Origin of the sequence: Sporosarcina thermotolerans, from assembly GCF_042658975.1 — a bacterium.
GTDB classification, from domain to species: Bacteria; Bacillota; Bacilli; order Bacillales_A; family Planococcaceae; genus Sporosarcina; species Sporosarcina thermotolerans.
On the sequence record NZ_JBHSRM010000012.1, the window covers coordinates 65,661 to 86,305 of the forward strand.

Sequence of the window (20,645 nt, forward strand, 5' to 3'; positions counted from 1 at the left end):
TCACACTTTTGTTAGCTTAATGAACCTCAAAAGTAAACTCTTCATGTTCATGTAGACCATTGTCATCTTTCACATGAATTTTCACCGTATAAGTACCTGTTTTATCGAAACTATGAGCAGCCGTGTATTCACCGGCTTTCAATTCAATCGTATCAATCCATAAATGCTTTTCGCCAAGGCTATCGCCCCATACTTGGTAACGCACGTTTGCTTTTTCAAGAGGTTGTCCGTCAATTTGCAAATGCGTCATCAATTCAGTTTCAGCTCCAGCTTCCGCATTTTCAGGCTTTACGAAATGAAGGGAAAAACCTTCTGTATGGCCATGTTCATGACCCTGGTCCGCGTGTTCATCATCATGACTTTCTACATTAGGACCTTTTCCAATTGTCACTTCTTTAAAAGGCATTGAATGCAAACGTTTTGCATCGACATGAACTTGGATATGATAAAGTCCATCCTTCTCAAATGAAGTTTCAGCGGTATATAAACCATTCTTTTCATTAACTGAATCAATCATGATAGAATCGTCTTTCTTCCCATCTTCCCACACTTCATATACGACTTTATCTGCATCCTCAACTTTTTCATCGCCGTATGTGACAAGAGCCTCCATTTTCACAGTCTCCCCCACTTCAGCATGCTCAGTGACGGAAAGATCGACAAGAAGCGGTAGGACTTCCACTGAAGACCCGTCGTCTACTTCTTTTCCACAGGCCGATAAAACCAGTAACCCAAAAATAACTAATAGTGCACTAAACTTCTTCTTCATCTTCGTGCCTCCATTTTTAATACTTAACGTTTCGGATTTTGTCCAGTATGATAGTATCAATTAATTAAGAAGTAACTATGAAGTACTTCTTCATTAGTATTTCACAACAGTTTTCTATTATAAAGTTATAAACATTCGAAATGAGGTTTTTCGATGAATCCCTATACAATATTAATAATAGATGATGAGCCGCAAATGAGAAGGTTAATACGCACATTTCTTACTCGTGATGGCTATTCAGTCGAAGAAGCTACCGATGGGCTTGATGCTCTTTCTAAGATTAATATGCAGCAACCGCATTTATGTATTGTCGATGTCATGATGCCCTATATGGATGGCTTCAAATTCGCCAAAGAATTGAAACAAACCGCAAATATTCCCCTTATTTTTTTATCTGCGAAAGGTGAGGAATGGGATAAAATCGAAGGTTTGAAACTTGGCGGTGATGATTATATCGTCAAACCTTTCATGCCCGGTGAATTGTTGGCAAGGGTAGAATCCGTGCTTAGAAGATCGTATCAAAACACCCCAATGAGACAGGCTCTTGTCATCGGCCCCCTTGTCATCGATTCCGATGCGCATACAGTCACGTTGGATAATAAGCCGCTACCATTAACACTTAAAGAATTTGGCGTCCTTGAAACATTGGCCAAAAACAAAGGACGGGTCTATTCACGTGAGCAACTACTTGAATTAGTGTGGGGGAATAACCATCATAGTACTGATCGGACAGTCGACACGCATATCAAAACATTGCGCCTGAAGATGGGTGAAGCTGGAAGCATGATTGAAACCGTATGGGGAATCGGCTATAAATTTGAGGCCAAATGATGAAGAGGCTCACCTTAAGTAAAAAACTATTTACCGTTTTTCTATCAAGTATTGCATTCACGATTCTATTTTCGTTTTTCTTTATTCACCTCCTTTATTCACAGCTTTATATTTCAAGTATCGAGGAATCGATAGTCTATCAAGGGAAGCGAACCGCCTCCCATTACCATTATGGCGAACTAAGTGATGAAATCATCGAGAAAATCCAATGGTATAATATTGTTTCCGAATATGAAATCATCGTTGTCGATCAATTGGATGACCTTTCCTCCTATTTTCCATATAAGATCAATTATGAAAATTTAGTTGACAACGCCGACCAGAAAAGACTCGAAAATGGAGCTTATTTGCTTAAAAAAGGATATGTCGAGGAGCTTGGCCGTGAAATCATAGGTGCCATTTTCCCTATTAAAGGAGAGACGGGTTTAATCGGATTTATTTATATTTATGTTCCATTGGCCGCGATACAAGACGTATTCCGTGAAAGCATACCACTAATGGTAACTGTCGGCACACTGTTCTTCTTCATCCTTTTCCTTGTTATGAATAAAATAATAAACTCTATGTTCAATCCGTTGCGTGATTTACAAAGGCTGTCCTCTGAAGTATCCAAAGGAAACTATAGCAGCCGAATCGAAACAGTTCGGGAGGATGAAGTCGGACAGTTGACGAATGCCTTTAATTCAATGAGTCTATCGCTTGAGGAGCAGGAAATAAGGAAGAAGGAATTCACCTCCAATATCGTTCACGAGCTCCGAACGCCGTTGACGTATATAGGCGGATACACACATGCCTTAAAAGCAAAAATCTATTCTTCCCCTGCAGAAGCCGAGGGTTATTTAACGACCATTGAAAAAGAAACAGTCCGTTTAAATAAGCTTGTTAATGATCTCGTCGAATTAAATCATCTACAGGAGAATCTGTATGTCCTTCATAATGAACCAATTGCGATTGCGCAACTCATATTGGATACTGTCGACTTATTCAAAATATTGATCGCTGAAAAAGGATTACAGCTTCATCTAAATATTGAAGAAAACAGCATCATTACAGGGGATTCGCAAAGGATTCAGCAAGTCTTCTATAATGTTATCGACAACGCCATTAAATACTCATCTGATGGTGGAAATTTAACGATCACATTGAAAAAATCCGGGGAAAATATCGAATTTCAAGTCGACAACCAGGGAATCCACATCCCGAAAGAAGACATTAATCGAATTGGTGAACGCTTTTTCAGAACAGATAAAGCAAGAAATCGAACGACCGGCGGAACTGGTCTTGGGCTTTCGATTGTGAAGGAAATTATAAGACTTCATGGTGGCACATTTTCCATACAAAGCGATCCATCTACAGGAACTTCTGTTAAAATCCATTTGAAAGAGAGGTCGAAAAATGAGGCCAATTAACCTAGTTCATTTCCTTGTTTTAATTCTTCTCCTGTCCGCATGTGGCACTTCACAACAGACTGGGAGACAAGTCACTTCTTTTTCATTTACAGATCAAAACGGAAATTCTTTCGGTACGGAACAATTAGACGGAAAAGTGTGGATCGCGGATTTCATCTTCATCGGCTGTACAACAGTTTGCCCACAGATGACAAGTGAAATGGCAAATTTGCAAACGGCTTTCAAAGAGAAAGGCCTTGAAGTTGAATTTGTCTCATTTACGGTAAATCCGAATATCGATTCTCCAACGATTTTGAAAGATTATATTAGTCAATTTACAGACGATGAATCGAATTGGCATCTTTTGACTGGCTATTCACAGGAAACAATTGAGAGTTTAGCGTTGAATCAATTCCAGACTATTGTCCAAAAACCAAAGACTTCGAGCCAAGTCATTCACGGAACAAACTTTTATATCGTCAATCAAGACGGACTAATCGTCAATGAATTTAATTATGTAGAAGAAAATTTTGTTGAGCAAGTAGTGGATCAGGTAACTAAACTTCTGAAATGATGCTGAAATAATTGGCGCCATAAAACAAAACTGATACGATTAGAGCAATATGAATTTCAAGGAGGATGCACTTGAAAGAGTCAATAAACGAATCCATTGCTTCTCTACCTTATTTCACAGTAGAGCGATCTATCGAATGGTTTCAGCAAAAACATCAGCAATCATCCAATACCATTCTGCTATTTCAGGACTCGATCAAAACCGAGCAGAACACTTTTTCTCTCGAACATGTACTTGATCTATCCTATCGACCTTTTTCAAATGGAACAGGCTTGTTTTACCTTCATACAAACAGAGGGGTTTTCACTTTCGAAGTGAAAACCGATCCAAATGAGTTCATCGAATCGTATCGCAAGTTAAAAGGGGATTATTATCCATTTTAAATATCCGGCTTATGTCATTTGTTTAATTATGCCCGATTAGAGGTATATAAAAACAAATACGTTTGGGAGGTAATTTAAAATGGTAATGAAGAAAATCGTGGAAAATGCTGTTCAAGCTAAAAATGAGATTGAGGTTTTGACAAGTCAAGGGTATACGCATGATGACATTTATATTTTCGCACATGATAAAAAAAGATCCGATGATATTACTGAAGCACTTGATACGGAAAAGGTGGGCATGAAGGAGCAAGGATTCCTTGACAGCATGAAAAACATGTTCACTTCACGTGGAGATGAACTCCGAAGCAAAATGGAAGCTGCGGGCCTAACAGCCGAAGATGCGGCAGATGCGGAGCGCGAACTCGACCACGGGAAGCTTGTCCTCATCGCTAAAAAATAATAAATCGATTATGGCTGTTCCATCCGAAGATGTTTCCGATGGAACAGCTTTTCTTCTTTTCCTACACTTTACTCACTTTTTCCGTTATGATATGTACTGAAAGTGGGTGCAGGACAATGGATAAAAAGTTATGGAAAATAGGATTTTTCACGGGTTTGACTTCCTTCTGTCTATTAATATTAGGAATTCGAACGATTTTGGGTACGGACTTGGTTCTGAAAAACTACTTTACATTTGGTGTTTTTAGCTTAACAGTCGGAATCTTAGCGGCATCATTACTATTTTATAAGTTTAAAATTGCCTTCAGAATTTTCATGGCAGCCCTTATTTTAGGATTCGCTGAGTTCTTTAGAAGTTTTCTTATGGATAAAAACGGGTTTGGCGATTTGATCGGTATTCTTTCCCTTTTCATCATCACGACATTCGGATTTGGGATTGCAGTGATCGTTCAATTTATCGTTATCGCTATTCGAAAGATGAAAAATAAATAAACGCGCTTAATTTAAATGAGCCAGGAGAATAATGCGATCAACGCTTAAATTCACACAAAAAAACGCATGCCGTTAAAAGCATGCGTTTCCTTATATATTAATTTGCTTTGACTTTATCTTTCTTAATTTGCTTACTACGCAATTGACCACAAGCTGCGTCGATGTCTGTACCGTGTTCAAGACGGACACCGCAGTTGATTCCGCGCTTTTTCAATGTTTCGTAAAACGCTTTAATCGCCTCGGACTTGCTTCGCTGATACTGGCCGTGTTCATCGACTGGATTGTATGGAATTAAGTTTACATAGGACAGATGGCGTTTATTATAAAGCAGTTTCGCCAATTGTTCCGCTTCCACTACATGATCATTCACATCATCCAATAGGATGTACTCGAATGTTATCCGACGATTCTTCGCTTCCAAATAGTAATCAATGGCATCCATCAACTTCTCGATCGGGTAAGCTTTATTGATTTTCATAATTTGACTGCGCAAATCATTATTTGGTGCGTGTAATGATACAGCTAAATTGATTTGAATATCTTCTTCCGCGAATTCACGGATTTTCGGCGTTAATCCACTTGTTGAAACTGTGATATGACGTGCACCGATTGACAGACCTTCTTGGTCATTTACGACACGAAGGAAATTCATCAAGTTCGTGTAATTATCAAACGGTTCACCAATTCCCATGACAACGATATGGCTGACGCGTTCACCGCCGCCCAAATTATCAAGATGCTCTTGCACTTTCATAATTTGTCCAACGATTTCTCCAGCTTCCAAATCTCGGTTTTTCCGCAATAGACCACTTGCGCAGAAACTACAGCCGATATTACATCCGACTTGTGTCGTTACACATACCGATTGGCCATAAGGAAATTTCATCAGGACTGTTTCAATCAGGTTCCCGTCCTGCATTTTGAAAAGGAACTTGATGGTTCCATCATCCGAAACTTGTTTCACAGACTCCTCAAGAGTCTGAATCGCAAAATTCTCATCTAATAATTGAAGGCATTCTTTATTTATATTTGTCATGTCTGCAAAGTTGATGACACGCTTTTTATAAAGCCAGTCCCATACTTGTGCAGCACGGAATTTCTTTTGTCCATTTTCTACAATAAAAGCAGTTAGCTGCTCCAATGTTAATCCATAAATTGATTTTTTCATGTCAATTCCTCACCTCTAAGCTTGGCATTCAGTCATTATACCATAATAACGGACAAAGCGGAAGAAAAAAAGCTGCATTTTAAAAATTGCAGCCTCTTACTCATTTTGGATCTTTCACCTGTTTTTTATCCTGCTTTATTTTCATAATTAAAACAAAAATATTCATCAAAGATAGAACAGTGAACATGATTGCAATGCCTGTCTGGCCTTTTGAAAAACGGTCAATTGCAAAATAGCCTAAGAAAATGATGAGCGCAATATCGATATATTTTGGAGTAGTCATTTAAATGCCTGCCTTCCCTTACCCTATACTTTTTACATAAGTATAACAGTTTTCCTGTTTGCATTGTATCCTATTTTAAGCTTCCTTAGATTAAAGATTTCATCAATGATATGATAACAATACAATGTCATTTTGGAGGAATAAACAATGTTTGATTACCATATGCATAGCTCGTTTTCAAAGGATTGCACTGTTGAAATGGAAGATATGGTTAAAGGTGCTATTGCAAAAGGCCTCACGGAAATCTGCTTTACCGAGCATATCGACTATGATTTTCCAGATGATGCAATCGAATTTGATTTTGATAAACAAAAATATACGGAGCGAATCGAGGAGCTACGGCAGCTTTACGATGGACAAATCATTATTCGAAAAGGTGTTGAAATCGGCGTTCAGCCTCATATACTGCAACGATATGACGAAATGCTGAACGCTGAATCCTTCGATTTCATAATCTGCTCAATGCATACTGTTGAACGAAAAGGTTTGCATTACGGAGAGATTTTCAAAGGAAAAACAGCGGAAGAAGCATCCATTAGTTATTATAATGAATTGCTTCACTGCGTGAAAAACTTCGATAACTATTCGGTTTTAGGACATATTGATTTGATAAAGCGATATGCTCCAGAGATTGTCCAAAATGATTTCCATGCTATTTTAACCGAAATCTTCAATCACATCATTCCTGCAGGTAAAGGGATCGAATTAAATACATCGGGTGTTCGTTATGGTTTGTCAAACGGCTTGCCAAGTGATGATATTCTCAAGCTTTACAAACAATGCGGTGGCGAAATTATCACTTTAGGATCAGATGCCCATAAACCCGAGCACATCGCTTTTCAATTCAAGGAGTCACTTGAGTTAGTAAAGTCAATCGGGTTTTCATACATCACATCATTCAACAACCAGGAACCCGTTTTTCATCCGATTGACAAATTATTATGAACAGAAATAAAGCTGTATTCTCCAAATTAATGGAAATACAGCTTTTTCATTTGCCTACGATATAAGTTTTAATAATAGCAAGCCTCTCACGAATATGTTGTTGAATCTTCACCGATTCAGGTGTTTTTGCCGCCAAGGCATCTGTCTTTAGCCCAAGGCTATCTGCGAGCATCCGTGCCCGCGCCAAATGGAAGTCGCTTGTTATAATTGTTATCGAATCAATATCTTCCGGTAAAAGCTTTTTTGAATAAAGGAGATTTTCATATGTTGATGTTGACTGAGATTCCATCAGCAACCGACCTTCGTCAATTCCGTGCTCCGTCAAATATCTTCTCATTGCTTCCGCTTCCGAAATTTCTTCATCAGGTCCCTGTCCACCCGATAAAATGAATCGTACATCAGGGTGAGTTTCTGCATAGGATAGTGCCGCTTTTAGTCGATAGTGCAAAGTAAGTGATGGCGTCTCCCCGTTCACTTTCGCACCAAGGATAATAGCGAATTCATTCGTACCGCCCGCCACGGGTTTTTGTCCTTGAGCAATCCACATTCCTAATAAAAACCAAACTGATAAGCCTAAGATAATAACTATCCCTATTACAATCCCCATTTTCTTTGATTTTTTCACTACATCACCTGTTTCGGTTAACTTATTCAATAGCAGCACAAATCAATCCAAAATAAGTTGGTGCTTCATAGGACAAGAATTTCACTTTCCTATCATTCGCTGGAATTGCGCCGGCCAATATAAGGGTTTGCCAAATGCCATCAGGTTTCGCGGCTTCGATATAATCGGCATCAAAATCAGCCATTTTCTCCAACTCATTCTGCTTGATCAATTCCACTACTTCCGCATCAAGCTTTTCCGCTGCGGGATCATACCCATAGGGTCCCGTCGCGTCATGAGTATGTGACCAGTCACAACTCGCGATTAGCCCTACCCGTTTTGTCCCGGACAATACTGTTTCACGTAACACTTTTCCAAAGGCAAGATGCTTTTCATATGAAAGTTCTCTCGATGGATTTATTACGACAATAGGTACATCCGGCATGAACCGTAGAGGTACCATCACACCCCAATCAAGTGGCAAACAAGAAATCGGACCGGCCGCCGTACCATAGTTGATAGCACCGACGGGTATACCCGCTTTTGATGAGGCTCCAACTATATTTCTCGCTAACTCCCTATCTACAATCCGTTCCATCACAAAGGTGGCTCCATTCTCATTGAGCGACCCTTCCATTCTCTCCGAATCCGTTATCGAAAACTGCCCATTTATGCGTGTACCATGTGGCGTTAATACGATGATCACATCCGGCTTCGCCTGCTTCATTTCCATTCCTAATTCTGTTAAACTTTCACGAGTTTTTGACATTCGTTCAGGAATGCTTCCTTGAAGTTCTGGTATTATTTCTCCGCCATGAGGGGCGATACATGAAAAAACAAATGGATTCAAAATTCCACACTCTCCCAATCTATACAAGCTGCTATCTTTTTTCTATTCTATACAAATTACGAATACCCTTTTTTCTGCAGAATAAAAGACAAAAAACCTTCTACATTGTCTGTAGAAGGTGAATTGAATCAGTTTTTGACTTTTTGTAGTTTATTTACGGTACTATGCACTTCAGTCGGCAATCCCCAAAGTTGAATGAACCCGACTGCGGCCGATTGGTCAAATTGATCATCGGATGTATAAGTTGCAAGTTTTTCATCATACAGGGAGTTTGCAGACTTTCTTCCTTCAACAATTGCATGCCCCTTGAATAATTTCACGCGAACAACGCCGTTGACGTATTGCTGCGTCTCCTTCACAAAAGCTTCCAGTGCATTTCGCAATGGGGAGAACCAAAGACCGTTATAGATCAATTCGCTCAGTTTTTGTGAAACAATTGGTTTGAAGTGGGCGATGTCCTTGACAAGTGTCAAATCTTCCAACTCTTTATGTGCTTTCAATAAAGTCACGGCACCCGGACATTCATACACTTCACGGGATTTTATACCGACAAGACGATTCTCCACATGATCGATTCTTCCGACTCCATGTTTGCCGGCAATTTCATTTAATTTCAAAATAAGTTCGCTTAAAGGGTAATGCTTTCCGTCAATACTCACCGGTACGCCCTTTTCAAATTCAATTTCAATAATATCCGGTTGGTCTGGAGAGTTTTCGATGGAAGTTGTTAGCCCAAATGCCTCTTCTGGCGGTGCTGCCCAAGGATCCTCTAAGATTCCACATTCATTGCTTCGACCCCATAAATTTTGATCAATGGAATACGGACTGTCGAGATCAACCGGTATAGGAATGTTTTTTTCTTTTGCATAAGCGATTTCTTCTTCACGGGACCAGCTCCATTCGCGAACAGGAGCAATGACTTCAAGTGTCGGATCTAACGCCTTTATGGCTACTTCAAATCGGACTTGATCATTTCCTTTACCAGTGCAGCCATGCGCCACGGCTGTCGCGTTTTCCTTATGCGCAACTTCGACCAATTTTTTCGAGATCAAAGGACGAGACAATGCGGAGACAAGCGGATATTTATCTTCATAATAGGTTCTCGCCTGCAATGCAAGGAGTGCATATTCTTGGGCAAATTCCTCTTTCGCATCGATAACATAACTATTTACAGCACCAACCTGTAAAGCCTTTTGCTGGATAAAGTTCAAGTCTTTCCCTTCCCCTACATCCAAACAACAAGCTACAACGTCGTACCCTTTATCTGTTAACCATTGAACAGCCACTGAAGTGTCCAAACCACCTGAATAAGCTAAAACCACTTTTTTATTCCCCATAATCTCATCCTCCTTATTCATATATATGTATCTTTATTCACCATAATGTATTTTTATGATATCACAGATATTTTGAATTTCAAGTGGAATTATTAAATAAACACTAGAAACGCTCGTTTATCTACGGAACCGCACGATTATAAGCGTAAAAAAAACTACCCAGAGGTAGTTTTTAGATTATCGAATTCCGTGTGCGACCATTGCATTAGCGACTTTCAAGAATCCCGCGATATTGGCACCCATTACAAGATTGCCTGGCTTGCCAAAGCGCTCCGCGGCATCCTTACAGCTTCCATAGATATTTTTCATAACTGTTTTCAATCGCTGGTCGACTTCTTCCGCTGTCCAAGCAAGGCGCATACTATTTTGAGACATTTCCATAGCTGAAACTGCAACTCCCCCAGCATTTGCGGCTTTTGCAGGTGCGAATAGAGTTCCGTTCTTAAGGAATAATTCAATCGCTTCAATCGTGCATGGCATATTTGCCCCTTCACCAATCGCCTTCAGACCATTTTTGATAAGCATATTTGCCGATACTTCATCGATTTCGTTCTGAGTAGCGCATGGAAGTGCTATATCACAAGGGATCGTCCAGATTTTCGAACAGTCTTCATGGTACTCAGCGTGTGGATGGGTTTTCCGGTATTCCCAAATCCGCTTGTTCTCAACTTCTTTTAAACGTTTTACGGTTTCAAGGTCAATACCATTCTTGTCGTATATATAGCCACCTGAATCACTGCAGGCAACAACTTTCGCACCTAATTGCTGTGCTTTTTCCATGGCATAAGTAGATACATTGCCCGACCCCGACACAATAACCGTACTATCTTTGAATGACATTCCATTCTCATTCAACATTTCCTCAACAAAATACACGGTGCCATATCCCGTTGCTTCCTTGCGCCCAAGAGATCCGCCAAGACTAGGGTCCTTTCCAGTAAGGACACCCGCTTCAAAACCGCCCTTCAAGCGATTATATTGGCCGAACATATAACCGATTTCCCGTTTCCCTACACCAATATCACCTGCGGGAACGTCCATATCGGACCCTATATGTTTGCTTAATTCGGTCATGAAGCTTTGAGTGAAACGCATAATTTCTCGCTCCGATTTCCCTTTTGGATCGAAGTCAGATCCACCTTTTCCGGCACCTATCGGTTGTCCAGTCAATGCGTTTTTAAAGATTTGTTCAAACGCAAGAAATTTCATAATGCTATTGTTTACGGATGGATGAAAGCGGATACCACCTTTGTACGGACCTAATTCACTATTAAATTGCACACGGAATCCACGGTTAACATGCACCCTTCCCTGATCGTCCTCCCAAGCTACCCGAAATGAGATGATTCTCTCTGGCTCGGTAATACGTTCTAAAATTCCGTCTCGAATGTATTCGGGATGTTTGGCAAAGACCGGCCGTAGCGAGACGAAAATCTCCCTAATGGCTTGTAAAAATTCCTTTTCATCCGGGTTTCGTTTTTTAACTAACTCGTATACTTCATGCACATAATCATTTGCACGACTTCTGTTATTATGGCTAATTTCTACATTTTTCAATTCCATCATCCCTTTCGAAGAGCAGCTGCATCAATATCGCAATACAAATAATCAATATTCCAAAAATTATTTCCATTCTTCATATTATTACTGAAAATATGAACCCATTCAACAATTTCTTCAAAAATAGATAATTTCTTAACATAATTGTGTCGGATTATAAAAATAATGTCGAAAGGTATTTGTTGAAAATAAAATCATTTATCCGTTTTAAAACATAGATTATTATTAGGCCTTCATAGGATTGGAAAACAAATTCAAGGAGAAAGAGGAGATGCTTTATGAAATTCACCAAATTTTTGCGTGCAGTCATCGGAGCCAATGTAATTATCATTATGGCTTTCGCATTCCTACCTGCTCTGTTGATCAATCCGAACGTGGATATTTTCCAAAACATAGTAAACTATATCTCAGGCGACTAAATTAAATGTAAGCGAGGATAAAATGAACCATATGTGCAACGATGCACATATGGTTCGTTTTATCATCGCTTTCTAATAATAAAGTTATCCGTGAGTAACAACCAATTTTGAGGGAACGCTAACCCTAACTTCCAGTACATGATTCCCCTTAAATTAAATTCCTTTATCAAGTTGAACTTTGCTTGAATGCTTCGTGCATCTTCAAACCAAACATCGTGACGCACACCGTCAACCCAATATAGGAAGAATGGTGCCTGCGCAGTCGTATCGTATTGGATCTCAGCATTTCTGCTAATCGCTAAATTTACCGCCTGTTGAGGACTAAGCGCTTTTGCAGCTACCCCGGTTTTTGGTGGATATGGATAGGTCCAATCGTACCCATACAAATTCTGCCCAAGGAAGATTTTTCCGCTTGGTATTTGACTAACAGCAAATTCCACAACCCGTCGAACCTGATTGATCGGACTGACAGCTTGTGGGTCACTATACGAATATCCCCATTCATACGTCATTAGCGTGACGAAATCGACTATTTCACCGAGAGATTTAAAATCGATTCCCCCATACATGCCACTTCTGGCATCCGTCATTTTTGGTGGCAATGCTACAGATAACGTTAGACCGACAGCATGAAAGCGGGCACGGGCATTGCGCATGAATTGATTATATAATTCCCTGTCTGATGGTCTTATAAATTCAAAGTCGAAGTGGATGTCGCTAAAACCCAATCTTTTTGCAGTTTGGACGATATTTTCAAATAGACGATTTTGAACTTGTTGGTCTGTTAATAGGACATGCGCCAACTCCGGACTGAATTTAAATTCTTCCAAGTTAGTGACAACCATTGCATTCAGTACGCCTGCTTGTGCGGCGATTTCTGGCATATTGTCAATAGGTGGAGCTTTTAATGATCCATCCCGTTGTGCTTCGTAACTGAACATCGCTAAATAGGTTAGATCCCTAACCCTTCTTCTTACTTCGGCGACAGTCGACGTAAGTGTCGCTTCCCTTGGCTCGACATAGAGGAAGACCTCAGCTATCGTCTTTCTTCTCTGCGGAATATACAGTCTTTGTCCTACATATAAAACGCTATTCGGCGAAATTCCGTTAATTCTTGCAAGTTCTTCTACAGTCGTTCCATACAAATGTGAAATGGTATAAAGCGTTTGACCCGATTGAACCCAATGATAACTTCCCGTAATCGGAATGACCAATGCTTGACCAACCGCAAGCCGAGAAGGGTCAGTTAGTTCGTTCGCCTTTGCAATTTCCTCATAGGGTATTCCATATACCTGACCGATTCCATATAAACTTTGTCCTTGTTGCACAACATGGATTTGCAAATTCATCCTCTGCCTTTCGTTGACAAAATGTCCTTTCTCCCATGTTATTTTTTAAGGCTTATGTTTATGCGTGATTTTAATTTTTTTCACGCATACACAACTCTGTCAAAGCCATACTACCTTCGATTGATATCACCAACAAAAGGAGGAAATTAATTGACACAAAATCAACTTGGCGGCGAAATGCACCAAAATATGCACACTGGATCCGTTCCCCCGACTATGAATCATGGTGGCCATGAATTATTCGACGTCCATGAAGTCCTTTCAAGCGCAATCGCAGGGTTGAATCAGGCGATGATTTTACGACCTCATGTAAAAGACCCCGAGTTATTGGACATTCTGGATAGGCAATATCGGTTTGCAATGGATGAATATAATATTACCGTTGAGTGCTTTAAAACAGGACAGGACCCTTCCCATCCGACAGGAAGCTATAAAATGAAACAAAGCAACGATTTCATTTATGGGATGAAACAATCACAACCGAAAAAGCCAATGCAAAATTCGAATGAAATAACGGATGAAATGATTTCAGGCTTTCTTCTTGGTAGTGCAAAAGCAAATGCAACTGGGAAAACTGCGGCAGCACTTGAGACTTGCAACCCTGTCGTAAGACGCGTTCTACAAGATTCTATACCGAATTGCATTGAAATGGCTTACGAGCTTGCCCTCTATCAGAACAAGCATCATTATTACCAAGTACCACAACTTGCTCAACAAGACATGCAGCAACTCGTAAATTCATACGCATCCGCTCAAGGGCAACCAGCTTTGCCGCCGAACCAACAACTACAGTAAACTAAAGCGTAGTGCAACGGTTTTGCCTCGACAGTGGATGAAAGTAAAAGCCGCCACGATATAGTTGTCGTGGCGGCTTTCATTACAATGATTTATTAAGGATCGAAGAAGGAATTTCCGATTCGAATTTCATGATCTCTTTCGATATCGGATGTACAATCGTTAACGCAGTGGCATGAAGTCCAAGGCGCTTTATAGGATTAACGGTTGAACCATATTTTTTATCGCCCACAACCGGATGGCCAATTTCCTCCATATGAACACGTATTTGATTTTTCCGACCGGTTTCCAAACGAACTTCCAACAATGAATATTGGCGATTCGATCGGATTTTACGGTAATGGGTAATGGCAAGCTGACCCCCATTATCTGTCGGATTAGAATAGACCTTATACGTCCTTGTCTCCTTCAACCAAGACTTGATCGTATCTTTTTCTTTCTTAACATTTCCTTGGACTAACGTAGTATAAATTCTCTCCTTCACAAATTCATCCCAGTTGTCTTGCAATTGCATTTTCACCATTTCACTTTTCGCGAATAGAAGTACACCGGATGTATCCCTATCCAATCGATGGACAATGAAAATTCGTTGCCCGGGATTTTGCTTCTTTACATAAGATGAAACTTCACTGAATGCTGTTTTTTCATTTTTATCTTTCGCAGCCATCGATAAGAGGCCGGCTTCCTTGTCAATAACAATAATCGATTCGTCCTCATAGATGATTGAAAGTCCCGTCAGTGAGCTTTCATTCCGGGCCGATTTATTATTAAGAATTTCGACCTTCTGTCCCGCAACTAATTTATAATTATGTTTCGTTACAGTTTGGCCATTTACCGATACTTGTCCCCTTGTCAACATGGACTTAATGGAGTTACGGCTATTCTTTTTCATATTTTCGAGTAAAAAAGGTAAAAGTTCCGCTTCTTCAGCCACCTGAAAAAGGTAGGACCCTTCCCGCGTTTTCTTGTGATTCATATTCCTGCCATTCTCCTCTCTCTACTTCTTCATTATCCATAATTTGTACTCTGAAAACAAACACTGTATTATCTTATACAAGCTCTAAACTAAAGGGGGAATTTCATGCGTATAGCAATATTCGATTTCGATGGTACTTTGTATTCAAAAGAAACATTCCAATTATTAATGGACCATTTGAAGGACCACCCGGTACATGGTCCAAAATATAAGCCTTTTTTCCGCAAGATCCTACCTTTATACATAGGGTATAAATTAAAAATTGTTCCAGAACCAACGATGAAGGAACGTTCCATGCAAATATATGCCGGTGCTTTACATACTTTATCAAAAAAAGAGTTGGACGACTATTTTTTAGAAATGAAAGATAGCATGCGTGAAGGTTTTAACGTAGACGTCATTAACCGTCTGAAGCAACATAAAGATGAAGGCGTCCATGTCATGCTTGTTTCAGGAGCCTATACTTCCTTACTGCATGCGGTTACAAAAGGGTTGGGCTTTGATACAATTATAGGAACGGATATCCCTTTCACCAAAGATGGAACTTTTAATAAAGATATTTCCATTTATCATATACAAGGTAAACGAAAAAACGAAAAGATCATGGAATCGCTTGCCGGGAATGAGATTGACTGGGCAAATAGCTTCGCTTACGGTGATAGTTTGTCCGATTTACCTGTCCTTGAACTTGTCGGTAAACCAGTGGCAGTAAAGCCTGAAGAAAGGCTTGAACGGGTTGCAATTGAAAGGGACTGGGCAATCCTTTAACTAATATACAAATGAAAAGGCCCGAAATGAGAAAAATAATCATTCCGGGCCTTTTTATATTGAAAACAGGCTTATATTAATAAATCATTTATCCTCCGTACGCTGATCGATATGGAGGGTCCCGTTTTCAAGGATCTCAGCATAATAGACATGCTCCACTTTATTAATTCCATTCTTCTTCAGCTGTTCGTATACCCATTCCTCGGTCAAGTTAAGTTCCGTCAGATTTTCCTTTATCAATTTCCCATCAGATATAATTTCTGTAGGAATAAATTTAGGATCTTTACCTGGAGCTTTTACATCTTGGCGTGTTGCAGACTCCTTGTTCGCCTTCTTCATGACACTTAATTGACCATTCGTCTCAAGGATTGCATAATTCACATCCGCAACTGCAAATATACTTTGCTCACGTAGCATCATATTTAAATCATTCAAAGTGAGTCGCGACTTTTTCATGCCTTTTTCACTAATTTTACCTCTATGGATAATAATCGTCGGTGAGTCATCGAAAAGAACCCTTGCTTTCTTCGATTTCACAGTTAAGAAATTCACTAAAATTACTAGTACACCCCACCAAACTAATGCAATCGCACCACTTACAAATGGGGTTTCTGTTTGCCCTGCAATTTCCGCTGCAATTGAACCTATTGTAATTCCCGTGACATAATGGAAAAATGTAAGTTGTGAAATCTGTTTTTTTCCCATCGCCCTTGCAACTATCATAAGAATTATGAATGACAGTGTAGTTCTAAGTATCATTTCCCAGAAATCGATTTTTTCAATCATGTCATGCAATTCCACACACCTCCATTAGAAGGTAGTGTGTAACTGAACACGGACAATATACGGAGAAAACAAAAATTAGCCAACTATTACAGTATTGGATTTTACTCCCACTCGTAAGGGGTTTCTTGGTAAACGTAGTAGTTTAGCCAATTCGAGAATAACAAATGTGTATGGGACCGCCATGTATTTAGTGGTTGCTTGGTTGTGTCGTTATTTGGAAAATAATTTTGTGGCATTTCAATATCGATCCCCTTTTTTAAATCACGTTCATATTCTTCCCCAAGTGTACAAGCATCATATTCCAAATGCCCAGTAATCATAATATGTTTTTCATCCTTGGATAGGATAATAAACGCACCTGCATCATCGGATACCGCCAATAACTTCAAATCGTCATTTTGCTCAATCTCGTCAATTGAAACGGAAGTGTAACGGGAATGAGGTGCTTCGAAAACATCATTGAAGCCTCTAACCAATCGAATTGTTGGATCTGTTAATGTATGTTGGAACACACCGGATAGCTTCTTCGACAACTTAAATTTATTTAGCCCAAAATGGTGATATAATGCAGCCTGAGCACCCCAACAAATATGTAAAACGGAAGTAACGTTCGTCTTAGACCAATCCATAATCTCTTTTAACTCATCCCAATAGAGGACATCTTCAAACTCAAGATGTTCAATCGGCGCACCTGTAATAATCAGCCCATCAAAACGACGATTTTTCACATATTCAAATGTCGTGTAAAATGAATCCAAGTGATTTTTACTAACGTTTTTAGATTCATACGAAGCTGTGTTCAAAAAGGTTATATTCACTTGTAACGGTGTATTGCCAAGCAAACGAAGTAATTGAAGCTCCGTTTTTTCCTTCTCAGGCATTAAATTTAAAATAAGAATATTCAACGGCCTAATATCTTGACTTGATGCCCGACCCTCATCCATTACAAAAATCTTTTCCTCTTTCAAAACTTCCCGCGCAGGTAAATGTTCTGGTATATTAATTGGCATTAGGATTCCCCCTTAAAATTTAAAAAATCCCCGTTCCCAAGGATAGGAACGAGGATACATCGAAATTTTCTTCGTTCTTATCTTTCAAGATTTACATCTTGTTGGAGGTAGCACCTTCCTGCAATTGCAGAGGTTGCTGAAGCGTCATCGGGCCAAATCCCTCAGCTTCTCTTGATAAGAATTATTCAATTGTGAACTATTATATCATTCTTTTTAAAATTGTATACCTTTATTGATGAATCTTCGACTTTGAGAATCCCAGTCCTAATATTTCCGAAGCGTTAAGGAAAATGACAAAAGATGAAGGCTCTGCTGCTTGTAATACCTTTTTCAAATAAACTGCCTCTGATTGCTCCACAACACAAAAAATCATCGTCTTTTCATCATTCGAAAAACCACCAGTCGACTTCACCTTAGTTAAACCACGGTCAATCTCATTCTTAATAATCGATTGGATTTTCTCCTCATTCTCCGTAATAATAAGCACTAACTTCGTTGGCGATGTTTGCAATTGAACAAAGTCTATTACTTTACTCGTTACATAAATCGACATTAGCGCATATAACGCAAGTTCAAAATTGAAGACAAATGCGGACGTAACCACAACCACACCATCCACAATCAATTGCGAGAAGCCACTCGATATACCCGTATATTTCTTTAATAATTGAGCGATTAACGCTGTACCACCAGTCGATCCGTTTCCACGATAAACAATTCCAAGGCCAATCCCAAGAACAATTCCACCATAAATAGAGCTCAACAACGGATTATCAATAGGAACCTCGAGACCCGCCGTCAAATAAATGACAAGAGGAACACAAAATGTACCAACAATCGTTTTTGCACTAAACTCTTTTCCAGCAATAATTAGTCCTAATACAATCAACGGAATATTAATTAACCATTGAACAATCGCGGGATTATACCCAAATAACTCGTAAAGAATCGTACTTACACCAGAAATTCCTCCCGCTGCAATTCTGGAAGGCAATAAAAATATATTAAAAGCAAGGGCAACCAATGCGGAGCCGAATATGATTTGGACATAGTCAAAAACAACCGACTTTTTATGGATAAAAGACATGTGTATTCAATTCCCCCCTCTTATAAAAGCCTTAACTATTTTAACAGATAAACTTGTTTAGAATAGTTTTAAAGCTTGTAAAAAGGGCATAGTTATATCTATTGGATAATATATTCATATTTTTGTATTTTCTATTATTATCTGATATGATATAAGTACCAATATACTAAATATTCCAATGTTAGGGAGGAGAAAAATGCAAAGTCTGGGAATTGTACGGAAAGTCGATCACCTTGGTCGGATTGTTATCCCGAAGGAACTAAGGAGAAGTTTGGGATTAGATCAAGGGGTACCTTTGGAGATCTTTGTTGACAATGACAAAATCATCTTGCGAAAATATGTTGTTGACGAAGCATGCGTCATAACTGGAGAAATATCACTTCAAAATAAAAAGCTTTCTAATGGAATGTATATCAGCCCTAGAGGAGCAGAACTTCTAAAAAAGGAAATTGAAGATTATAAAACTTGGGAATAACAACATGGGCAACGGATTTTTTCTCCGTAGCCCTTTCTTTTAGGATTAAACAAAAGAAAGGTGAGTAATTTGGATATTTTTGCACACAGGGGCGCGTCAGGATCATTCCCCGAAAACACAGTAAGCTCATTCAAGGAAGCGGCTCGCCTTCCCATTTTCGGTGTAGAATTCGATGTCCATATGTCATCGGATGGAGAACTTGTCGTTATCCATGATGAAACCATCGATAGAACATCCAATGGAATGGGTTTTATAAAAGATATGACTCTGGAGGATTTGAAGCAATTCGATTACGGCGGATGGTTTTCACCTGAATTTAGAGGAGAGACGATTCCAACCCTTTCTGAAGTCCTTGATATATTCCAACCAACTGAACTCATACTAAATATCGAGTTAAAATCTGATGTGTTTCCCTACAACGGGATGGTCGAAAAGGTACTTGCCATGATATCGAAAAAGCAAATGGAAGAATGTGTTATTCTTTCCTCTTTCGATCACAGCGCCATCCAATTAGTGAAGAAATTAGCTCCACAAATCGAGACCGCTGCCTTGTTCATGGAAGTGCTTGTCCATCCATTGGATTACATTCGAAGTTTACCTACGAATGCACTTCATGTATTCTTCCCCACTGCAGTTCGACCGTCATTAAAAGAAATTTATGAAGCAGAAGTGCCTGTACGAGCATTTACAGTTAATGAACCCGAGCAAGCCAAAACATTAAAACAAGCCGGCGTCCAAGCAATCTTCACCGACTTCCCAGAAAAAATGGCTTCTCTCCTTAATAATCAATAACAAAATAGAAGAAATTTATTGGATTGAAGCGGAAGGCGGCGACTCCTGTGGGGTTAAGCGCGAATGGTGAGACCCCGCAGGAAAAGCCGTAACGAAGAACGGCTTTTGCGAGTAAAAGCGAAGCGTTACGAGCAGGAATGCCGAAACGGATGCCTTAATTTCTGCAAAAGGCACAGAAATACGGCAAATCGAACTCTTCGTGGTTCGATTGGCTCACCCGCGCCCCACGGAAAGCGTCCGCCTGTAGCGGAAATCCGTGCCAATTACTTATTTCTTAAGCCAATCCATTAATAAACTCTTCAATTTCCTCGCGAGTCTTCCGGTCCTTACTTACAAAACGCCCCACTTCTTTCCCTTCGTGAAACGCAATAAAACTTGGTATCCCAAAAACATCCAACTGCTGACAAACATCAATAAACTCATCACGATCCACATAAACAAACTCATATTCCGGATAATCCGCCTCAAGACCAGGCAAAATCGGCTCAATCACCCTACAATCCGGACACCAATCCGCTGAAAACATAAACATCGTACGTTCCCTAACTTTTAATTCCTCAAATTGTTCAACTGACTGAAGTTTTTCCATTTGAAAATACCCCCTT

Annotated in this window: 25 protein-coding genes and 1 riboswitch; of the genes, 12 read left to right on the forward strand and 13 right to left on the reverse strand. The window is 39.6% G+C overall.

The genetic code is table 11. From position 1 onward, the window contains the following. Positions 1–16: 16 nt before the first annotated feature. Entirely contained in the window at positions 17–769 is a 753-nt protein-coding gene (locus tag ACFPZG_RS07325; protein WP_283732536.1) for a FixH family protein, read from the reverse strand. Between the two features lie 153 nt (positions 770–922). Between ACFPZG_RS07325 and ACFPZG_RS07330 the strand changes: the two genes are divergently transcribed. The 6 genes from ACFPZG_RS07330 (at position 923) to ACFPZG_RS07355 (ending at position 4,836) form a co-directional block, all read left to right on the forward strand. Continuing rightward, positions 923–1,600, forward strand: coding sequence for a response regulator transcription factor (locus tag ACFPZG_RS07330; RefSeq protein WP_283732537.1), 678 nt, complete (start codon positions 923–925; stop codon positions 1,598–1,600). Further along, complete coding sequence (locus ACFPZG_RS07335; RefSeq protein ID WP_317940664.1) at positions 1,600–3,009, forward strand: sensor histidine kinase; 1,410 nt, start codon at positions 1,600–1,602, stop codon at positions 3,007–3,009. The genes ACFPZG_RS07330 and ACFPZG_RS07335 overlap by 1 nt, the downstream gene beginning before the upstream one ends. Further along, positions 2,996–3,562, forward strand: coding sequence for an SCO family protein (locus ACFPZG_RS07340; RefSeq protein ID WP_283732539.1), 567 nt, complete (start codon positions 2,996–2,998; stop codon positions 3,560–3,562). The genes ACFPZG_RS07335 and ACFPZG_RS07340 overlap by 14 nt, the downstream gene beginning before the upstream one ends. Before the next feature lie 71 nt (positions 3,563–3,633). Next, complete coding sequence (locus ACFPZG_RS07345) at positions 3,634–3,945, forward strand: hypothetical protein (RefSeq protein WP_283732540.1); 312 nt, start codon at positions 3,634–3,636, stop codon at positions 3,943–3,945. A gap of 79 nt (positions 3,946–4,024) precedes the next feature. Continuing rightward, entirely contained in the window at positions 4,025–4,345 is a 321-nt protein-coding gene (locus ACFPZG_RS07350) for a general stress protein (protein WP_317940663.1), read from the forward strand. A gap of 116 nt (positions 4,346–4,461) precedes the next feature. Continuing rightward, the gene (locus tag ACFPZG_RS07355) at positions 4,462–4,836 is read left to right on the forward strand and encodes a hypothetical protein (RefSeq protein ID WP_283732541.1); all 375 of its coding nucleotides are present in this window, start codon (positions 4,462–4,464) and stop codon (positions 4,834–4,836) included. A 97-nt stretch (positions 4,837–4,933) separates the two neighbouring features. Here ACFPZG_RS07355 and rlmN read toward each other — a convergent pair whose 3' ends face one another. Together rlmN and ACFPZG_RS07365 are read right to left on the reverse strand one after the other, a co-directional pair. Continuing rightward, complete coding sequence (rlmN, locus tag ACFPZG_RS07360; RefSeq protein ID WP_283732542.1) at positions 4,934–6,004, reverse strand: 23S rRNA (adenine(2503)-C(2))-methyltransferase RlmN; 1,071 nt, start codon at positions 6,002–6,004, stop codon at positions 4,934–4,936. A 100-nt stretch (positions 6,005–6,104) separates the two neighbouring features. Then, positions 6,105–6,287, reverse strand: coding sequence for an NINE protein (locus ACFPZG_RS07365; RefSeq protein WP_283732543.1), 183 nt, complete (start codon positions 6,285–6,287; stop codon positions 6,105–6,107). Positions 6,288–6,434: 147 nt separating this feature from the next. Here ACFPZG_RS07365 and ACFPZG_RS07370 point away from each other — a divergent pair, with 147 nt between their 5' ends. Continuing rightward, positions 6,435–7,232 (forward strand): histidinol-phosphatase HisJ family protein, encoded by a 798-nt coding sequence (locus tag ACFPZG_RS07370; RefSeq protein WP_283732544.1) that lies wholly within the window; start codon positions 6,435–6,437, stop codon positions 7,230–7,232. Positions 7,233–7,278: 46 nt separating this feature from the next. Here ACFPZG_RS07370 and ACFPZG_RS07375 read toward each other — a convergent pair whose 3' ends face one another. From ACFPZG_RS07375 to gdhA, 4 genes are all read right to left on the reverse strand, one after another. After that, the gene (locus ACFPZG_RS07375) at positions 7,279–7,887 is read right to left on the reverse strand and encodes a YdcF family protein (RefSeq protein ID WP_381426455.1); all 609 of its coding nucleotides are present in this window, start codon (positions 7,885–7,887) and stop codon (positions 7,279–7,281) included. Then, positions 7,880–8,686, reverse strand: a complete 807-nt coding sequence (locus tag ACFPZG_RS07380) for a DODA-type extradiol aromatic ring-opening family dioxygenase (RefSeq protein ID WP_283732546.1) — start codon at positions 8,684–8,686, stop codon at positions 7,880–7,882. The genes ACFPZG_RS07375 and ACFPZG_RS07380 overlap by 8 nt, the downstream gene beginning before the upstream one ends. Before the next feature lie 128 nt (positions 8,687–8,814). Then, entirely contained in the window at positions 8,815–10,023 is a 1,209-nt protein-coding gene (locus ACFPZG_RS07385; protein ID WP_381426456.1) for an argininosuccinate synthase, read from the reverse strand. 177 nt (positions 10,024–10,200) lie between these two features. Then, positions 10,201–11,580: an NADP-specific glutamate dehydrogenase gene (gene gdhA, locus ACFPZG_RS07390; protein WP_381426457.1), complete on the reverse strand. Its 1,380-nt coding sequence runs from the start codon at positions 11,578–11,580 to the stop codon at positions 10,201–10,203. 281 nt (positions 11,581–11,861) lie between these two features. Between gdhA and ACFPZG_RS07395 the strand changes: the two genes are divergently transcribed. Then, the gene (locus ACFPZG_RS07395; protein ID WP_283732547.1) at positions 11,862–12,002 is read left to right on the forward strand and encodes a hypothetical protein; all 141 of its coding nucleotides are present in this window, start codon (positions 11,862–11,864) and stop codon (positions 12,000–12,002) included. A 62-nt stretch (positions 12,003–12,064) separates the two neighbouring features. Here the strand turns inward: ACFPZG_RS07395 and ACFPZG_RS07400 are convergent, their stop codons facing one another. Further along, positions 12,065–13,345: a LysM peptidoglycan-binding domain-containing protein gene (locus ACFPZG_RS07400; protein ID WP_283734679.1), complete on the reverse strand. Its 1,281-nt coding sequence runs from the start codon at positions 13,343–13,345 to the stop codon at positions 12,065–12,067. Between the two features lie 156 nt (positions 13,346–13,501). Here ACFPZG_RS07400 and ACFPZG_RS07405 point away from each other — a divergent pair, with 156 nt between their 5' ends. After that, the gene (locus ACFPZG_RS07405; RefSeq protein ID WP_317940660.1) at positions 13,502–14,146 is read left to right on the forward strand and encodes a spore coat protein; all 645 of its coding nucleotides are present in this window, start codon (positions 13,502–13,504) and stop codon (positions 14,144–14,146) included. An 82-nt stretch (positions 14,147–14,228) separates the two neighbouring features. Here ACFPZG_RS07405 and ACFPZG_RS07410 read toward each other — a convergent pair whose 3' ends face one another. After that, positions 14,229–15,122 carry an RluA family pseudouridine synthase gene (locus ACFPZG_RS07410; RefSeq protein ID WP_317940659.1) on the reverse strand — a complete coding sequence of 298 codons (894 nt, stop codon included), beginning with the start codon at positions 15,120–15,122 and terminating at the stop codon, positions 14,229–14,231. A 105-nt stretch (positions 15,123–15,227) separates the two neighbouring features. On the opposite strand from ACFPZG_RS07410, the gene ACFPZG_RS07415 reads away from it, so the two are divergent. Further along, the gene (locus ACFPZG_RS07415) at positions 15,228–15,890 is read left to right on the forward strand and encodes an HAD family hydrolase (RefSeq protein ID WP_317940658.1); all 663 of its coding nucleotides are present in this window, start codon (positions 15,228–15,230) and stop codon (positions 15,888–15,890) included. Positions 15,891–15,974: 84 nt separating this feature from the next. On the opposite strand, the gene ACFPZG_RS07420 is transcribed toward ACFPZG_RS07415, so the two are convergent. The 3 genes from ACFPZG_RS07420 to ACFPZG_RS07430 all read right to left on the reverse strand — a co-directional run bounded on the left by ACFPZG_RS07420 (position 15,975) and on the right by ACFPZG_RS07430 (position 18,773). Further along, a complete protein-coding gene (locus ACFPZG_RS07420; RefSeq protein WP_283734680.1) occupies positions 15,975–16,676 on the reverse strand; it encodes a YetF domain-containing protein in 702 nt (233 codons plus the stop codon). Positions 16,677–16,777: 101 nt separating this feature from the next. Next, positions 16,778–17,686 (reverse strand): homoserine O-acetyltransferase MetA, encoded by a 909-nt coding sequence (gene metA / locus ACFPZG_RS07425; protein ID WP_283732548.1) that lies wholly within the window; start codon positions 17,684–17,686, stop codon positions 16,778–16,780. A 74-nt stretch (positions 17,687–17,760) separates the two neighbouring features. After that, a riboswitch (SAM riboswitch) is annotated at positions 17,761–17,867 on the reverse strand. Between the two features lie 48 nt (positions 17,868–17,915). Next, the gene (locus ACFPZG_RS07430) at positions 17,916–18,773 is read right to left on the reverse strand and encodes a YitT family protein (RefSeq protein WP_283732549.1); all 858 of its coding nucleotides are present in this window, start codon (positions 18,771–18,773) and stop codon (positions 17,916–17,918) included. A 196-nt stretch (positions 18,774–18,969) separates the two neighbouring features. Between ACFPZG_RS07430 and ACFPZG_RS07435 the strand changes: the two genes are divergently transcribed. Further along, complete coding sequence (locus ACFPZG_RS07435) at positions 18,970–19,248, forward strand: AbrB/MazE/SpoVT family DNA-binding domain-containing protein (RefSeq protein ID WP_317940657.1); 279 nt, start codon at positions 18,970–18,972, stop codon at positions 19,246–19,248. 60 nt (positions 19,249–19,308) lie between these two features. Next, positions 19,309–20,040, forward strand: coding sequence for a glycerophosphodiester phosphodiesterase (locus tag ACFPZG_RS07440; protein ID WP_317940656.1), 732 nt, complete (start codon positions 19,309–19,311; stop codon positions 20,038–20,040). A 274-nt stretch (positions 20,041–20,314) separates the two neighbouring features. Here the strand turns inward: ACFPZG_RS07440 and ACFPZG_RS07445 are convergent, their stop codons facing one another. Further along, a complete protein-coding gene (locus ACFPZG_RS07445) occupies positions 20,315–20,629 on the reverse strand; it encodes a thioredoxin family protein (RefSeq protein ID WP_283732551.1) in 315 nt (104 codons plus the stop codon). Between the last annotated feature and the right edge of the window lie 16 nt (positions 20,630–20,645).

Coding starts and splice junctions, on each gene's coding strand:
- ACFPZG_RS07445 (WP_283732551.1), bottom strand. CDS start 20,629: ATGGAAAAACTTCAGTCAGTTGAACAATTTGAGGAATTAAAAGTTAGG.
- ACFPZG_RS07415 (WP_317940658.1), top strand. CDS start 15,228: ATGCGTATAGCAATATTCGATTTCGATGGTACTTTGTATTCAAAAGAA.
- rlmN (WP_283732542.1), bottom strand. CDS start 6,004: ATGAAAAAATCAATTTATGGATTAACATTGGAGCAGCTAACTGCTTTT.
- ACFPZG_RS07330 (WP_283732537.1), top strand. CDS start 923: ATGAATCCCTATACAATATTAATAATAGATGATGAGCCGCAAATGAGA.
- metA (WP_283732548.1), bottom strand. CDS start 17,686: ATGCCAATTAATATACCAGAACATTTACCTGCGCGGGAAGTTTTGAAA.
- ACFPZG_RS07355 (WP_283732541.1), top strand. CDS start 4,462: ATGGATAAAAAGTTATGGAAAATAGGATTTTTCACGGGTTTGACTTCC.
- ACFPZG_RS07350 (WP_317940663.1), top strand. CDS start 4,025: ATGGTAATGAAGAAAATCGTGGAAAATGCTGTTCAAGCTAAAAATGAG.
- ACFPZG_RS07420 (WP_283734680.1), bottom strand. CDS start 16,676: ATGATTGAAAAAATCGATTTCTGGGAAATGATACTTAGAACTACACTG.
- ACFPZG_RS07410 (WP_317940659.1), bottom strand. CDS start 15,122: ATGAATCACAAGAAAACGCGGGAAGGGTCCTACCTTTTTCAGGTGGCT.
- ACFPZG_RS07385 (WP_381426456.1), bottom strand. CDS start 10,023: ATGGGGAATAAAAAAGTGGTTTTAGCTTATTCAGGTGGTTTGGACACT.
- ACFPZG_RS07365 (WP_283732543.1), bottom strand. CDS start 6,287: ATGACTACTCCAAAATATATCGATATTGCGCTCATCATTTTCTTAGGC.
- ACFPZG_RS07435 (WP_317940657.1), top strand. CDS start 18,970: ATGCAAAGTCTGGGAATTGTACGGAAAGTCGATCACCTTGGTCGGATT.
- ACFPZG_RS07370 (WP_283732544.1), top strand. CDS start 6,435: ATGTTTGATTACCATATGCATAGCTCGTTTTCAAAGGATTGCACTGTT.
- ACFPZG_RS07430 (WP_283732549.1), bottom strand. CDS start 18,773: ATGTCTTTTATCCATAAAAAGTCGGTTGTTTTTGACTATGTCCAAATC.
- ACFPZG_RS07325 (WP_283732536.1), bottom strand. CDS start 769: ATGAAGAAGAAGTTTAGTGCACTATTAGTTATTTTTGGGTTACTGGTT.
- ACFPZG_RS07395 (WP_283732547.1), top strand. CDS start 11,862: ATGAAATTCACCAAATTTTTGCGTGCAGTCATCGGAGCCAATGTAATT.
- ACFPZG_RS07335 (WP_317940664.1), top strand. CDS start 1,600: ATGAAGAGGCTCACCTTAAGTAAAAAACTATTTACCGTTTTTCTATCA.
- ACFPZG_RS07340 (WP_283732539.1), top strand. CDS start 2,996: ATGAGGCCAATTAACCTAGTTCATTTCCTTGTTTTAATTCTTCTCCTG.